A 16750-nucleotide genomic window follows, 5' to 3' on the forward strand; every position below is an offset into this window, starting at 1 on the left:
ACCGCGATGCCGCCGAGCGAGTTCGACCACGACGCGCCCCAGTCGTTCCAGGACCCGGTTTTCGACCCGGCCTTCGGCGCCCTCGTCGTCGAGGACGAGCCCGAAAGCCGGCCGGGCGGGCTGCCGCTCTACGTCTGGGTCCTGATCGCGGTCGGTCTGGCGATCCCGATCGGGCTCGGCTGGGGCGAGGGGGCGCAGGCGCTGGAGCTGCTCCCGAACCTGATCATGCGGGCGCTCACGGCGCTCGCCGCCCCGCTGGTCGTGATGGCGATCCTGCACGCGATCGTCACCAACGACATCCGGGGAAAGCAGGGGGGGGTGATGATGCTCCTCTACCTGATCAACACGCTGATCGCCATGCTGATCGGCCTGGTCCTCTCGAACCTGATCCGGCCGGGCCTGGGGGCGTCGCTCGGCGATGCGGGAGGGGCGGCGGCGCCGATCGCCCAGAAGTCCGCGAGCGAGCTGGTCGTCGAGCTGATCCCCCGGAGCATCGGCGAGGCCTTCGCCACCAACAACATCGCGCAGCTCGTCGTCCTGACGCTCGCCCTGGGGATCGGCCTGGTCAAGATCCGCAACGCCCATCGACTGGCCGGCAAGGAGTCGTTCCAGACGGTGGTCGACCTGCTCTCGATCGGCTTCGAGCTGCTCATGAAGGTCCTGCTCTGGGTGGTGGCCCTGGTCCCCCTGGCGGTGCTGGGCGTGGTGGCGTCTCGCGTAGGTCAGCAGGACGGGATGCGGATCTTCCTGTCGTTGATCTGGCTGGTCGTGGTGGTGGTCCTTGGCCTTGGCTGCCAGGTCGTCTGGTATCTGCTCCAGATGGCGGTCTTCACCCGGGTGTCCCCTATCCGATTTCTGAGCGGGGCGGCCGACGTGATGGCCAACACGTTCAGCACGGCGAGCACGGCGGCCACGATCCCGATCACGCTCAGGTCGCTGAACCGGATGGGCGTCTCGCGGCAGTCGAGCCAGCTCTGCGCCTGCATCGGCACGAACTTCAACAACGACGGGACGGCCCTGTACCAGGCGACCGCCGCCCTCTTCATGGCCCAGGCGCTGGGCTTCTCGCTGAGCCTGACCGACCAGATCCTCGTCGTGCTGACGACCCTGGTCGCCAGCGTCGGCGCGGGGGGCATCCCGTCCGGGAGCTTCGTGACCATGCCCTTGATCTTCGCCGCCGTGCGACTCCCCGCCGACAAGATCCCCATCCTCCTGACGATCGATTGGTTCCTCGACCGCTGCCGCACCACCTCCAACGTCCTGGGCGACATGACTGTCGCCGTGCTCCTCGATAAGTTCGTCCCGCCCACGGCCGATCCGGTCGAATCTTGATCGGGTCACGGCACGCACGACCGGTCCGATGAAATTCGGAAACGTTCATGTCGGACCGGTGGACGGCGGCGATCGTGATTGCATAATAGGTGCGTGGCGGCTGTGGCGGGGGTCCCAACCCGGAAGGGACGCCGATCCGCCGCCCGTCCTCGCAGCCGAGAGCCACCCATGATCGTCGTCGCCGACCTAGCGAGCGGAACTCCGTCAGCCGCCTCCTCGTCGAGGTCCTCCCGCATCGGCCCCCGCCGTCGTCGTTCGCTGCGGCCCCGGCCCGAACTGCTGGAAGACCGGTTGGTGCTCGCCACGACGGGCCCGTTCTACTTCCAGGCGGAACTGGCGGCGACTCCGCCGCCGCAGAACGCCGCACTCGCCGGATCGGTCGCCATCTCCCAGGACGGCCTCACGATCGCCGCGACCTCGGACTCCCGCGTGGGCGACCCCGGGCCGGGGAGCGTCACGGTCTTCACGAAACAGGACGGAGTTTGGGCCGGCGAGGCCGTCCTCGCTCCTCCCGAGCTCGAGGGGGGCCCCTGGCACACAGACACGGTGGCGATGAGTGCGGACGGCGACCGCCTGGTGTTCGCGATCTCCACCGAGAGCGTGCGCGGCCCCCTCGTGATGAGCGTCTACGACCGCTCGGGCGGGGAGTGGACCTCGACCCAGACCATCACGATCCCCGACTCCGGTTTCCATCGCGCCCTGGCGATGAGCGGCGACGGCCGCGTGATCGCGGTCGGATTGCCCTCGGGCGGGTCCGAAGACCCGAACGCCCGGGGACTCGTGCGAACCTTCGAGGAATCGGGCGGAACCTGGTCGTCGACGGCCGAATTGAGATTCCCGGAGGAAAGCCGGGGCGACGGGATGGGGACCTCGGTCTCGCTCTCCGGGGACGGCAGGACGCTGGCCGTCGGCGTCCGAAACCCCCCGGACGCGTCCGGCTCGGTCCTCCTCTTCGAGGACGGCGACGCCGGCTGGGGGCTCGCCAGCCGGATCGGGACTTCCGAACGATACTGGGACGGGCCGAAGACCGCCTTGAGCGCGGACGGCGACCACCTCCTCGTGGGGGGCGTCCAAATTGATGAGGATGTGCAGCGGGTCTACTCCAGGGCGTTCGCTTACGCACGCGACGAGTCCGGGTGGGTGGCCGAGGGCGCGTTCGTCGGGGTCGAGGAAGATGCCGGCGGGCTCCCCCTGGCGCTGGCGATCGACGCCGACGGCACCCGGGCCGTCATCGGGGTGGACGGGCGGGGCTTCATCCCCGGCTCGGCCTTCGTCTACGCCCGGACCGGCTCGAACTGGGGGCGCATCGACGAACTGGCCGATCCCGAGGCGTTCGTCGGGAGCCGGTTCGGGGCCTCGGTGGCGATCGGCGGCGGCTCGGTGGTCGTCGGCGACCCCACGAAGGACAACCCCGCCGGCGGGGGCGCGGCGTTCGTCTTCCGCGAGCCCCAGGGATTCGAGGTGGTGACGGACCCCGTCGACCAGCTGGGCCGCCCCCTGTCGACGGTCACGTTCACCGCCGCCGCGGGCGGGGCCGAGGGGATCACGGCGCAATGGCAGGTCAGCGCCGACGGCGGCGCGACCTGGACCGACGTCCCCCAGGCCCGGGGCCTCTCTCTCGCCGTCGTGCCGACCCTGGCCGATTCGGGGAAGCAGTACCGCGCCGTCTTCACCGACGGCGGCGGCGCGACGGTCGTCAGCCGGGCCGCGACGCTGACCGTCGCCGAGGCCACGCCGCTCATCACGATCGAGGTCTCGGACGATCACGTCTTCTTCTACGAACCGATGACGATCACCGTGCGCCTCCACTCGGACGGCTCGACCCCGAGGGTGCCCGACGGCGGCGCCGTCGAGGTGGGCATGCAACTGTTCAAGCAGACGGTGCGGGTCTACAACGGCGTCGCGACCTTGACGATCCCGGCCAACGTCTTCCGGCCGGGGATCTACACCATCACGGCGACCTACGATGGGGCCGCCGATCCGGTCTTCGGCTCGGGCTTCGGCTACACGACGCAGGTCATCCAGAAGGCCTTCGTGAAGGTCGAGACCCAACCGCTCGCGACGCGACCGGTCGTGGGTCGGCCAGTCGACCTGTCCGCGATCATTTCCCAGGTCGAGCCGGACCTGCTCGACGGGACCGGGCCGACGGGCTACGCCCTGTTCTACGGCCTCGGCGACGGCCTCGGCGCCGCATTCCTCGAACGGCCCCCCCATCCCCCCGTGCTGCCGTCGACCGTGACCTACACGGCCACGTTCACCCGGCCGGGCGACTATGCGGTCGTCGTTTACTATGCGGGCGACGATTGGAATGAGCCGCTGGCCTCCGGCAACTTCTTCATCACGGTCGATCCCGCGCCGACCTCGATCCAGCTCGATCCCTCGGGTACGCAGTACGCCGACTACGGGGAGGCGGTCTTCTACACGGTGACCGTCACGACGGACGACCTCCGCCCGGCCCCCGGCTTCGTCTCCGTCCGGTCCCCGTTCTACACCGGCCCGGGCGAATTCGCCCTCGACGCGCAGGGCCGGGCGAGGATCCCGATCCAGGGGCTGCCCGCCGGCGGTCGTTCCGTGACGTTCACCTACACGGACCCGGACGGCCTCCACGCAAGCCGCGAGATCACCGCGGCGATCGGCGTCTACAAGGCCCCGACGACCGTGACGCTGGAGACCGCCCGCCCGTCCGTGGCCGAGGGCGACATGGCCCTGGTCACCGCGACCGTCCGCTACGCCTCCTCGGATTTCGCGCCGGCGTCCGGGTTCGTCGAGTTGTACGTCGGGAGTCGCCTCACCGGCAGGTACGCGCTCGGGCCGGGCGGCCGCGTGAGCGTGCCGACCTACTACCTCGCGGCGTGGAGCTACACCCTGACGGCCGTCTTCGTGGAGTCGGGCAACCTCCAGGGGAGCGTCTCCAACCAGGTCGTGCAGCAGGTCACCCCCCGCCCGGCCCCGCCCACGGAGGCGGCGACCGCCGTCGCAGTATGGTCCACGGCGAGCCCGATCCGGGCCGGCCAGGCGCTGGAGTTCGTCGCCCAGGTTGGCGGCGTCGTCGGCGGGTCGGGCTCGCCCCGGCCAACCTCCGGGCTGGTCCGATTCTATCTCGGCCTCAAGCCGATCGCGGAGAGACCGATCGACGCCGACGGCCGGGCGACGCTCGCGGCCCGCTTCGACGCGCCCGGCGAATACCTGATCACCGCCGTCTTCCTCGGGGGAGGGGGCTTCCCGACGGGCCAGTCGAACCACCTCCGTCAGTTGGTGCTGGCCGATCCCATCCCGGCCTCGGGAGGGCCTTCCGGCCAGGCCGCCCCGCCGTCCCCCCGGCGGGACCAGTCGCTGGCCGCGGCCGAGATGCGGCGGACGGCGTTCGCGACCGCGAGGGCCGAGCGGCTGGCGAGGCTCGCCCTGCGTCGGCCTCCCGCCCTGCGATCGGCCCGACCCTGACCCGGGGCGAGCGCGATCGGGACGGACGGATCGCGGAGCATGAGAAACGGCGGTCGGGGGGGGGCCCGGGAACGGTCGGCCCCGTCCCCCGGCGGCCTTCGGCGAGGCTCAGAAGCGGGCTCGAAAGGTTCGCCCCCCCCACGGGGGATCCGGCCGAGTCCTGAATCACGATCCCGACGCGGCCCGCACGATCGGTCCGATGAAATTCGGAAACGTCCATGCCGACAGGTGGACGGCGGGGATCGTGATTGCATAATAGGGGCGTGGCGGCCGCGAAGTGGGTCCCAAACCGAAAGGGACGCCGAGCCGCCGCCCGTCCTCGCAGCCGGGAGCCGCCCATGATCGTCGTCGCAGACCGAGCGAGCGGGACCCCGTCGGCCGCCCCCGCGTCGAGACCCGCCCGCACGGGCGCCCGCCGTCGCCGTTCGCTGCGGCCCCGGCCCGAGTTGCTGGAGGGCCGAGTGGCGCCGGCCTCGGGGGCTGGGCGGCTTTGGACGGGGCTCCGATCCCGCCGGTCCAGGTCTCGTCCTCATCGACGACCGATACTTATTTTCAGCAGGCCCAGCTGACCTCCCCGGTTTCGGGCGACGATCTCCAGTTCGGGTGGGGGACGTCGCTGACCTCGGACGGCGAGACCCTGGCGATTGGAGCGCCCGGAGATGACTCGACGCCGGGGGCGGTCTACGTCTACGCGCAGAACGAGCGAGTCTGGACCGAGACCGCCAGGCTCGCGCCCCCCACGGGCGTCACCGCCGACCGATTCGGCCTGGGCGTCGCGATCAGCGGCGACGGGACCACCCTGGCCGTTACATCCCTGGTAGGCGAATGGAGGACCGGAGGGGCGTCGCTGCATGTCTATTCGCGATCGGGATCCGACTGGAACCTGACGCAGACGGTGACGATGGAGACGGGCAACGGGTTCGGCGGCTGGATTTCCATCAGCGACGATGGGGGCGTCATCGCAGGCGGGGCTGGGTTCGATGAGGAAGCAGTCGGGGCCGCTTACGTCTTCTCGCGGACGGACGGCGTCTACGCGATGGAGCCACCGGTCGTCGCGCCCGACGGCGCGCCGGGGGACATCTCCGGCGAGCCGACCGCCCTGAGCGGCGACGGCCAGACTCTGGCCGTCGGATTCTCGCGCAGCTCCTCGCAGGACTTCGGCTTCGGGGGCGTGTACGTCTACGAACGATCGGGATCGGGCTGGGCGCTGGCGACCACGTTGCGCGCCCCGCAGGGGTCGTCCCTCGGGGCGAAGGTCGCCCTCAACGGCGACGGCTCGGTGCTCCTCACCAGGGGCCTGGCCTCGGACGGCCCCGGGGGGCTCGTCTATCAAGGGCTGATCTTCACCAAATCCGGATCCGCCTGGATCCAGACGGCCGAGCTGGTCGATCCCGAGCCGTCCTTGCAGGGCTCGTACGGCGAATGGACCGCCTTGAGCCAGGACGGCCTGACGGCTGTAATCGGCGCGCCTCGCCGAGAAGGGCCGGGCGGAGCCGACTCGGGGGCGGCCTACGTCTTCAAGAGCTCCGGCTCGACCTGGACTCAGGTCGCGAAGTTGGCCCTCCCCGACCACGCGGACCAGGCGTACTTCGGCACCCAGATCGCCGTCCGGGGCGCGACGATTGCCGTCGCCGCCCCCGGGGCGACGGTCGGGGCCAACAAGGAGCAGGGCACCGTCGTCGTCTATCATGAGCCCCAGGGGCTCGAAGTGGTGACGGACCCCGTCGACCAGCTGGGTCGCCCTCTGACGACGGTCACGTTCACCGCCGCCGCGGGCGGGGCCGAGGGGATCACGGCGCGATGGCAGGTGAGCGCCGACGGCGGCTCGACCTGGACCGACGTCCCCCAGGCCCGGAGCCCCTACCTCTCCTTCGTGCCGACCCTGGCCGATTCGGGGAAGCAGTACCGCGCCGTCTTCACCGACGGCGGCGGCGAGACGGTCGTCAGCCGAGCCGCGACGCTGACCGTCGCCGAGGCCACGCCGCTGATCACGATCGAGGTCTCGGACAATTACGTCTCCTACTATGAGTCGGTCACCTTCGCGGTGCGCCTCCACTCGGACGGCTCGACCCCGAGAGTGCCCGACGGAGGCGTCGTCGAGCTCCGCATGGACCCGATGAGGCCGTCGGCCCGGGTCTACAACGGCGTCGCGACCTTCACGTTCCCGGCCAACACCTTCGGGCCGGGCGACTACGGGATCGAGGCGATCTACGACGGGGCCGACGACCCCGTATTCGGCTCGGGCTCCGTCCAGACGAGGCAGACGATTCACAAGGCGTTCGTCACGGTCGAGCTCCAGCCGCCGGCGACGCGAATCGAGGCGGGCCGGCCGGTGGACCTGTCCGCGATCATTCCCCTCGCCCAGCCGGGCGGATCGATCAGGCCGATCGGCTACGTCTTGATCCGCGGAATCGGCGACGACATCGGTGCCGCGCGTGTCGTGAGGCCCGGCTCCAGCGAGGCCGGTCCGTCGACCGTGACCTATGCCGCCACGTTCCCCCGGTCGGGGGAGTATGCGATCACATTCCAATACCTGGGCGATGCATGGAACGAGGAGGCGGTATCCGAGACCCTCATCCTCACGGTCGATCCCGCGCCGGCCTCGATGCACCTCGATCCTCCGGATACGCAGTACGCCGATTACGGGGAGGCGGTCTCTTACACGGTGACCGTCCTGACGGACGACCTCCGCCCGGCCTCCGGCTTCGTGACCGTCAAGTCTCCCACATACTCGGACAGGCGCGCCTACGTCCTCGACGCGATGGGACGTGCGACCATCCCCGTTCGGGGAGCGCCTCCCGGCGGGAATTTCGTGACGTTCACATACACGGACCCGGACGGGATCTACTCGAGCCCCGCGACCACCGCGGCGATCGGCGTCTACAAGGCCCCGACGACCGTGACGCTGACGACCGACGTTCAATCCTTGTCCGTAGGCTCCACGGCCAAGGTCACCGCGACCGTCCACTACGCCTCCTCGGATTTCAGGCGAGCGTATGGGTTTATCGAGTTGTACGTCGGGAGCCGACTCACCGGCAGGTACGAGCTCGGGCCGGACGGCCGCGTGAGCGTGCTGACCCAATACTTCGCGCCGTGGACCTACACCCTGACGGCCGTCTTCGTGGAGACGGACAGGCTCCAGGGGAGCGTCTCCAACCAGGTCGTGCAGAAGGTCGGCCCGTCTTCGCATTCGTATCCGCTGTCGACCGTCACCGTGGCGTCGTCCGTGAACCCGAGCCAGGCGGGTCAGATGCTGGATTTCGTCGCCCAGGTGGGCAACGCCCTACCCGGCAGGCCCGGGCCGACTTCCGGGCTGGTCCGATTCTATCTCGGCCTCGACCCGATCGCGGAACGACCGATCGACTCCGACGGCCGAGCGGTGCTCAAGGCTCGCTTCGACGAGCCCGGCGGCTATCTCATCACCGCCGTCTACGTCGGGGCCTGGGATCTCGGCTTTGCGCCGGGCCAATCGAACCACCTCGGCCAACTCGTGGTCGCCAGGCCCGTCCCGGCCTCGGAAGGGCCTATCAGCCAGACCACCACCCCACTTTCTCGGCGAGAACAGGCCCTGGCCGCGGCCGAGATGCGGCGGGCCGCGCTCCTTACCGCGAGGGCCGAGCGGTTGGCGAGGCTCGCCCTGCGTCGGCCCCCCGCCATGCGAAGCGGTCGCTGAGTGCTTTGTTTGAGGAGCCGGGTCGCTCGCCCGCCGGGCGTCTCGGTTCACTCGGCCGCCAGCGGCGACTCCAGCAGCCGGAGCGTCGCGGCGTCGGCGTCGATCTCGGCGGGGACGCCGTAGGGGAGCGCGGCGTTGTGGGGGATGTGGCCGACCGGGAAGCCGGCGAGGACCGGGAATCCCCTGTCGGCGAAGTAGTCGCGGAAGACGGCCGCCAGCTCCTTCTCGTCGGCCCCGTCGAAGCTCCCCAGGACCACGCCGGAGAGGCCGTCGAGGAGGCCGGCGAGGCGAAGTTGGCTGAGCATCCGGTCGACCCGATAGGCGGCCTCGTGCGTGTCTTCGAGGAACAGGATGCGGCCCTTCGTCTCGATCTGGTAAGGGGTGCCGACCGTCGCCGCGACCAGCGAGAGGTTGCCGCCCGTCAGCCTGCCGGTCGCCTTGCCGGGAACCAGCGCCTTGGGCCGCTGGGCCGGCGAGGGGGCCGGGATCGTGAGCGCGGCCTCGGGCGACGGGGAGTCGGCGTACGTCCCGGTGCGGAGCAGCCGCCAGAGGAGGTCGGAGGCGTACTTGCGGTCGCCGTCCTCCCGATTGAGCGAGGCCAGGGGCATCGGGCCGTGGAAGCTCACGAGTCGGCACTTCGCGCCGATCGCCAGGTGGAGCCCCGTCAGGTCGGAGAAGCCGAGGACGATCTTCGGGTGCTCGGCCAGCGCGTCATAGTCGAGCCGGTCCAGGATGCGGGTCAGGCCGTAGCCCCCCCGGCAGGCGAAGACGGCGCGGGCCTCGGGGTCGCGTAAGGCCTCGTTCAACTCGGCCGCCCGCTCCTCGTCGGTCCCGTTCAGATAGAGGTGCCGGCGCTCGATGTTTTCGGGGACGACCACCTTGTAGCCCTTGGCCTCGAAGAGTTCGCGACAGCGCCGGACCTCGTCGCCGGAGACCACACCGGCCGGGGCGACGAATCGGATGACGTCGCCGGCGCGGAGGGGCCGGGGCCTGGTCCAGTCCTCACCGGAGGCGAGGGCGCACGAGAGCAGGAACGCGGCGAGGAACGCGATCGGGCGGGACGAATTGCGGAGCATCAGGGAGCCGCCGGTCAGGGTGAGGAAGTGAGGTGGAGGGACGATCCACCGGGGGAGGGAGCCGGTCGACCCCACCCCCCGGCGACGTTCGGCGAGGCTCAGGGAGTGCCGCGCAGGCGTTCGAGCAGGTTGGTCGTGATCCGCTGGACGCGCGGGTCGACCCCCTTGGGCCGGGTGTAGACGTCGGGCATGATGAACCCGGGGGGGCTCGACAGGCCGGTCGCCCACCAGATGGTGGAGGCGTTGAAGACGAAGTTGTTCTTGGGGCCGGGGTAGATGGTGGCCGTGTAAACCCCTTCGCCTCGGGGGCTCTTGGTCGGCCCGCTGGCGACGATCTCCAGGCCGGGGATGTCCCAGGGCTCGCCGTGCCATTCCCAGCCGACGAGGCCGCCGATCGCGTCCCCCTGCTTCATGTCCGTCCCCTGGAAGAGCCAGTGGTCGGGCTTGGTGCAGATCCAGTCGCCGCCGCCGGTGACGGGGAAGGTGCTCTGCGCGCCGATCAGCGTGGCCTCGTTCGGCCCGTTCTTCTTGAAGAGCGCCTCCTCGGGGAAGCCCTGCTCGATCTCCTCCTTGCGAGGCGAGCCGAACCGGCCGACGCGCTCGATGATCCGGCCGGGTCGGCCGTCGCTCGACGGGTGGATGTCGACGACGCCGCAGATGCTGTTGCCGGACAGGAAGGCCAGGTTGAGCCCGTCGTCGCGGGCCTTCTTCATGTTCTCGAACATCTCCAGCGACCAGTACTCGTCGTGGCCGATCGAGATCCAGCCCTTCGCGCGACGCAGGCCTTCGGGATCGAGGTGGGTGTCGATGTTGGAGATGTAGGTCAGGTCGTAGCCGTGCTGCTCCATCCAGAAGGCCAGCGGGAACTCCCAGAGGAGCCACTCGCCCGAGCCGACGGAGAGCGGCGCGTCGAAGATCTGGCAGTACTTGCCGTAGGGGCGATCGAAGCTGGTCTGGACGTCCGGGCCCCAGTACCAGTTCTTCTTGCCGTCGTCGTAGAGCGCGAACTGCGACGGCCATCGGTTGTAGGCGTTCCAGGTGTTGTCGGAGACCTGGAACAGATAGTCGGCCTGGCGGTCGTCGCGGACCACGAAGACGACGTAGCTCTCCAACCCCTCGCGCTCGGCCCTGAGCTTGCCCAGGTAGACGCCGCTGACCCAATCGTCGGGGATCTTGAAGGAGGCGCAAGGCTCCCAGAGGCACTCGCGGAGCCGCATCGGGCCGATCTCGGGATCGGGCTGGACCTGACCGGGGAACGTTCCCAGCTTCTCGACCAGCCGCGCCCCGTGGCCCTGATAGAAGCCCATCCGGTACAGCTCGATCGTGAACCGCGAGGCCGGATTGGTGCTGACGTGGAAGGTGATCGTCTCGCCGGGGCGGATGCTGGTGTGCGAGACGTAGCCCTCGATCCCGGGAGAACGGAAATTCGTCTTGGGATCGACCCGGACGTTGGTGTTCATCCAGTCCCGCGTGCCGGGCTTCTGGTTCTCGACACGGATGCGGTCGGGGTCGGCGGGGGTCGCCGCCCGGACGGGGATGACGGTGGAGGCCAGGCCGGCCGCCGTCGTGGTCTTCATCCAATCGCGCCGATTCATGCCCGGAGGCGGTGCCATCGTGGAACCCTCCTGAAGTGCCGTCGCCCCCCCTCGGGGGGCAGTGTCCTCAATATGGATCGTCCCGCCCACGCTCGCAACCCCGCGGTGCCTCCGAGGGCGAGAGTCGCCCGAGGCGGTACGGCCGCGTCTGTTGCGTGCGGGCAACATAAGGCAGGGTTATCTTAGGCGTTTTTTTGGACGTTTATTACCGACGAATCCATAGGTGGAGTTGTGATTCGTGCATTTTCAGCGAGTCTGGGAGCGACGCGCGTGGTCCCCCGAACGATTTGGGTGGAAACGAACCTTCACGGGGTGCTAGATTGCGATGACTCCGCGCTCGTCGGCCCTGGTCGTGGGTCCTTCCGGTGACTTCGAAGTCCACGGGTTTCGGCGTCCGCCGCCCGGGACGCCGCCGCGAGCGGCACCTGGTTTCAACATCCATGGGAATCGCCCTCATGATCTTTGATCGCAGCAGAGCTCCGCAGCCGCGGCCGGCCGTTTCTCGGGCAGTGGCGCGAGCCGCCGAGGCGAGGCGTCGTCGCGCCTGGCGGCCGGAACGGGAGCTCCTGGAGGACCGACTGGCCCCGGCGACGGGCGCCTGGTCGGCGGTCGGTTTCATGGGGCCCCTCGCGCCGGGGACGACTCCGACCACGGCGGTCTCGACGACGAGCACGGGCGATTCCGAATTGCCGCTGGGGCTGCAGTACGCGGCGTCGGAGGCGCTGGGGGCCGCGGACGCGTCTTATGCGTTGACGACCTCGGGCGACGGCTTCAACCTGGGGAACGCGACGAACGCCTACTCGGCTTATATCGACGCCGGCGGCCTGCGGGTGTCGGCCGGCGGCGACGCCTGGTCGTTGAGCGTGGCCGGGATCGGCTACGGCGCGGCGACGACGCCGCTGGGCCAGGCGACGGCCACGGCGACGGCGAACCGCGTCGAGTACGACTACGGCGCGGTCTCCCAGTGGTTCGTCAACGGCCCGCTCGGCCTCCAGCAGGGCTTCACGCTGGCCCAACGCCCCACGGGCGACGTCGGCGCCGGGCCGTTGACGATCGACCTGGCCCTCGGCGGCAGCCTGATCGCGTCCGCCGATGCGGGGGGGGCGAGCGCGACCCTGTCGCGGCTCGACGGCTCGTCCTCGTTGGTCTACGGCGGCCTGATCGCGTATGACGCGACCGGCGCGGCTTTTCCCGCCTCCATGTCGGTGACGACCACCGACCAGGGGCAGGTCCTCTCGATCCAGGTGGACGACGCCGGAGCCCAGTACCCGCTGATCGTCGACCCGTACGTCCAGCAGGCCAGGGTGGTCGGCTCGGTTTCCGGCGGCAGGCAGTTCTTCGGCTCCGCCGTCTCGCTGACCGCCGACGGCGGCGTGGCGGTGATCGGCGCCCGCAGCGTGGCGAACTCGTCGATCCACGGATCGGCCTACGTCTTCAGCCGGAGCGGGGCGTCCTGGGTCCAGGCGGCCCGGTTGCTCCCCTCCGACTCGACCCAGGGAGACGAATTCGGGTTCTCCACGGCGATCAGCGCCGACGGGACCACCATCGTCGCCGGGGCCAAGAGCGCCGACGCCGGGCAGGGCGCCCTCTACGTGTTCACGAAGAGCGGCGGAGCCTGGACCGAGGTGCAGAAGGTGACCGCCTCCGACGGCGGCTCGGGGGACGGCCTCGGCTACTCGGCGGGCATCAGCGCCAACGGCTCGGTGATCGCCGCCGGGGCGGTCGGCGTGGCGGTCGGCGGCAACGCCAACCAGGGTGCCGTCTACGTCTTCGGCAAGTCGGGCTCGACCTGGTCGCAGGGAGCCAAGCTGACCGCCGGCGACGGCGCGGCGGGGGCGCTCTTCGGCTCCTCGATCGCTGTAAGCGGCGATGCCTCCACGGTGATGGTCGGGGCGCCCGGAACCGCGATCGGCGGCAAAAGCCAGCAAGGTGCGGTCTACGCGTATGTGCAGGGCGCCGGCGTGTCGAAGCTCACCGCCTCCGACGGTGCGGCCAACGACGGCTTCGGCGCCTCTGTGACGACCAACTACGACGGCTCGATCGCGATCGTCGGCTCCCCCTACGCCAACATCGGGGCCGACGCCGATCAGGGGGCGGCCTACGTCTACTTCCGATTCGCGGCGGCCTGGGCGCAATCCTCGAAGATGACGGCGGCCGACGGGGCCGCGTCGGACCAGTTCGGGGCGCAGGTCGCCCTCAGCGCCGACGGCCAGACCGCCGCCGTCTCCGCGGCCGGCGCGAACGTCTACCGGGGCGCCGTGTACATGCTGGCCCGGGCGGGGGGGAGCTACACGCAGACGGCCAGGCTGACCTCCTCCGACGGCGCCACCGGCGACCAGTTCGGACTGGCCGTCGCGCTCAGCGCCGACGGCTCGACGACCCTCGCGGGCTCTCCCAAGTCGACGGTCAACACCTTCTTCTTCCAGGGCGCCTCCTACTTCTTCCACCAGCAGCCCACCCTGACCGTGGCTTCCAACCCGTCGAGCCGAACGGCGACGATCGGCGCGGCGACCACGTTCACCGCCTCCTCGACCGGCCTGCCCGGCCGGACCGTCCAGTGGCAGGTGAGCACCGACGGGACGACGTGGACGAACATCGCCGGGGCCTCCCGGACCTGGTACACCGTCACCCCGACCCTGGCCGATTCCGGCAAGCGATACCGCGCCGTCTTCAAGGACTCCACGAACGCCACCGCGAACACCGCCGCGGCCACGCTGACCGTCGTCAAGGCGAGCACGACGCTGACGATCTCCTCGAGCCTGAATCCGCGACGGCTCGGCGATCCGCTGTCGATCACGATCGAGGCGGCGGCGGCCGTCGCCGGCGCGGGGACGCCCACCGGCAAGGTCTCCCTCAGCATCGGGGCGTACAACCTGAGCGGGAACATGGTCAACGGCAAGGCCGTGTTCGACGTGGAGCCGCTCACCGCGACCGGCACCTACACCGCCACCGCGACCTACGACGGCTCGACCGACCCCGTCTTCGGAGCGGCCCAGGCGACGCTGAGCCAGGTGGTGACGCGGGGGACGACCAGCCTGGTCGGCGTGGTCCCCTCGCAGCCGGTGAAGGTCGGCCAGTCGGTGACGCTGTCGGCCGTGATGACCTATTCGGGCAACCTGACGAACTCGACGGGCGGCGTGGTGATCATGGACGGCGGCCAGCCGATCGCCTACCCGCAGGTCAAGCCCTCGGGCAACGGGACGGCGACGGCGACCTTCACCACGACCACGCTGGCGTTGGGGACGCACTACCTCCAGTTCGCGTTCCTGGGCAATCCCGAGCTGTTCGCGTCCTCGACGGGCGTCTATCAGCTCCAGGTCAACTCCGCCGGGGCGACGAGTCAGGCGGCGACGGCCCCCGCGGCGCCGATCGTCTCCCAGGCCGGGCCCGCGACCTCGGACGCCCCGACGGGTCCGGGACTATTCCTCATCAATCCGGGGAACAAGACGGCGACGGCCGGGAGCCCCGTGACGTTCACCTCCGCCCCGACCTCCGCGGCGACCAGCTTCTCCCAGTGGCAGGTGAGCGCCGACGGGACGACCTGGTCGAACATCGTCGGCGCCAATCAGACCTGGTACACCCTCATCCCGAGCCTGGCCGATTCGGGCAAGCGGTACCGCGTGGTCTTCACGAACCTTCGCGGGATAAGCGAGACGAGCGCCCCCTCGACGCTGACGGTGGTGGATGCGACCACGACGTTGAAGATCTCGTCGAGCGTCAACCCGCGACGGCTCGGCGATCCGCTGATCATGACCGTCGAGGCGTCGGCGGCCGTCGCCGGCGCTGGGGTCCCGACCGGCAAGGTCTTCCTGGACATCGGGGCCCATAGCCTGATCGCGACCCTGCTCAACGGCAAGGCCGAGTTCGCCGTGCCGCCGCTCACCGTGACCGGCACCTACACCGCCACCGCGACCTACGACGGCTCGACCGACCCCGTCTTCGGAGCGGCCCAGGCGACGCTGAGCCAGGTGGTGACGCGGGGGACGACCAGCCTGGTCGGCGTGGTCCCCTCGCAGCCGGTGCAGGCCGGCCAGTCGGTGACGCTGTCGGCCGTGATGACCTATTCGGGCAACCTGGAAAACTCGACGGGCGGCGTGATGATCATGGACGGCGGCCAGCCGATCGCCTACCCGCAGGTCAAGCCCTCGGGCAACGGGACGGCGACGGCGACCTTCACCACGAAACTGTCGCCGGGGACGCACTACCTCCAGTTCGCGTTCCTGGGCAATCCCGAACTGTTCGCGTCCTCGACGGGCGTCTATCAGCTCCAGGTCAACGCCGCCGGCTCCTCGGGAGTCGCCTCGTCCTTCGCCGCGCCGTCGACGTTCTCCTCGACGTCGGGAGCCTCGGACGCGACGACCGCCACGTTCGTCGAGGTGCTGGAGCCCGTCGACGCCTTCGCATCTTCGACGGTTCGCAAGAACGGACGGACGACCGGATTCCCGAGCGGCGCCTCGACGTTGGCCTTCCGTCGCGGCATGCGTTGAGCTGACAGGCCATCGACGAACTCGCGAGCCCCCGGCCCTGGATCTTGATCCAGGCCGGGGGTTCGCATGAACGGAGGACGTCGGGGCGTCAGCGGCCGACGGGGAGCCCCGGGGCGACCGGCGCGGGGACTTCGCCGTCGTCGACGCCGAACCCCAGGCTGATCAGGTTGTCGATGATGCGGCCGTAATACGCGGGGACGTATCGGGTCTCCGCCTCGTCCTTGGCGTGGGTCAGCCAGTTCATCTGCCGCAGGTGGTCCAGCGGCCAGGGCTCCAACGCCTCGCCGAACGCCCGGGCCGACTCGGCCGGAACCAGGCCGTCGTTCGCACCCTCCATCTCCGAGAGCGCCTCGTGGAGCCGACGCAAAGGCCACGCGACGTCGGCCGGGTCGGGCTCGCCGGCGATGCTGAAGCAGGGCAGGTCGGCGATCGGCCCATACTTGCGTTTGAACCGCCGCGACGCCTGCCGGGTCACGTCGAGGAAGCCCCGGTAGTCGATTCCCATCGCGTTCAAGAGGCGGTAGATCCGGCCCACCCTCAGCTTGGCGAAGTCGGCGATGATCGACCCCATGTGGGGCGTGGCGATGGTCGTCAGGCTCAAAATCCGGTCGCGCCAGCCGGGTTCGGCGAGCAGCCGGCGCGCGTCGAGCCCTCCCATGCTGTGGCCGATGATGTGGACCGGCTCATCGGGGAAATAGGTGTCGATGCGGAATCCGAGCCGCTGGGCCCGGAAGTCGATCGACGCGATCGGGTGGACGCGGGTCGTCAGGACCCGGTTCCCCGCCTCGCGAAGCACCTGCGGGATGCCACGGAAGTAGGAGGTCAAGGTCAGCGGACCGAAGCCGATCCGCGAAAACCCGAACAATCCGTGGGCCAGGATGATGGGAGCCTTTAGACGCCCGATCATGATTCCGTCGATTCTCAATTCGCCTTGCGGCCAGGCCAGGGTGTCGAATCAATAGGAGGTAGCGGAGCCGCTCGGTGAGCCGCCGCACGTCTCACTACCGATATTGTATGTGATGAATCTTGAGACGAACGCCAGGAATCTCGCGTCGTCGTTTCGCGTGTGCGGCCTGTGCGGGTTGCGGGGTTTGCCGGCGACTGAGAGGTTTCGGAGGTGGTCCGCATTGTAGCCGAGGGCGGCTC

Annotated in this window: 7 protein-coding genes; 4 read left to right on the plus strand and 3 right to left on the minus strand. The window is 69.8% G+C overall.

What is annotated here, in order from left to right; all coding sequences use genetic code 11:
* The first annotated feature begins 6 nt into the window (after positions 1–6).
* From VT85_RS03820 to VT85_RS03830, 3 genes are all read left to right on the plus strand, one after another.
* Positions 7–1332: a dicarboxylate/amino acid:cation symporter gene (locus tag VT85_RS03820; RefSeq protein ID WP_082858333.1), complete on the plus strand. Its 1326-nt coding sequence runs from the start codon at positions 7–9 to the stop codon at positions 1330–1332.
* Positions 1333–1626: 294 nt separating this feature from the next.
* On the plus strand, positions 1627–4773 hold the full coding sequence (locus tag VT85_RS03825) for an Ig-like domain-containing protein (RefSeq protein ID WP_156512659.1): 3147 nt from the start codon (positions 1627–1629) through the stop codon (positions 4771–4773).
* A 490-nt stretch (positions 4774–5263) separates the two neighbouring features.
* Entirely contained in the window at positions 5264–8446 is a 3183-nt protein-coding gene (locus tag VT85_RS03830; protein WP_068410752.1) for a hypothetical protein, read from the plus strand.
* A 47-nt stretch (positions 8447–8493) separates the two neighbouring features.
* On the opposite strand, the gene VT85_RS03835 is transcribed toward VT85_RS03830, so the two are convergent.
* Together VT85_RS03835 and VT85_RS03840 are read right to left on the minus strand one after the other, a co-directional pair.
* Positions 8494–9522, minus strand: a complete 1029-nt coding sequence (locus tag VT85_RS03835; protein WP_156512660.1) for an LD-carboxypeptidase — start codon at positions 9520–9522, stop codon at positions 8494–8496.
* Positions 9523–9620: 98 nt separating this feature from the next.
* Positions 9621–11135 (minus strand): N,N-dimethylformamidase beta subunit family domain-containing protein, encoded by a 1515-nt coding sequence (locus tag VT85_RS03840; RefSeq protein ID WP_068410758.1) that lies wholly within the window; start codon positions 11133–11135, stop codon positions 9621–9623.
* 491 nt (positions 11136–11626) lie between these two features.
* Here VT85_RS03840 and VT85_RS03845 point away from each other — a divergent pair, with 491 nt between their 5' ends.
* Positions 11627–15604 carry an Ig-like domain repeat protein gene (locus VT85_RS03845; RefSeq protein ID WP_068410761.1) on the plus strand — a complete coding sequence of 1326 codons (3978 nt, stop codon included), beginning with the start codon at positions 11627–11629 and terminating at the stop codon, positions 15602–15604.
* 88 nt (positions 15605–15692) lie between these two features.
* On the opposite strand, the gene VT85_RS03850 is transcribed toward VT85_RS03845, so the two are convergent.
* Complete coding sequence (locus VT85_RS03850; protein ID WP_068410765.1) at positions 15693–16511, minus strand: alpha/beta fold hydrolase; 819 nt, start codon at positions 16509–16511, stop codon at positions 15693–15695.
* Between the last annotated feature and the right edge of the window lie 239 nt (positions 16512–16750).

Source organism: Planctomyces sp. SH-PL62, from assembly GCF_001610895.1.
In the GTDB taxonomy this organism is placed as follows: Bacteria; Planctomycetota; Planctomycetia; order Isosphaerales; family Isosphaeraceae; genus Paludisphaera.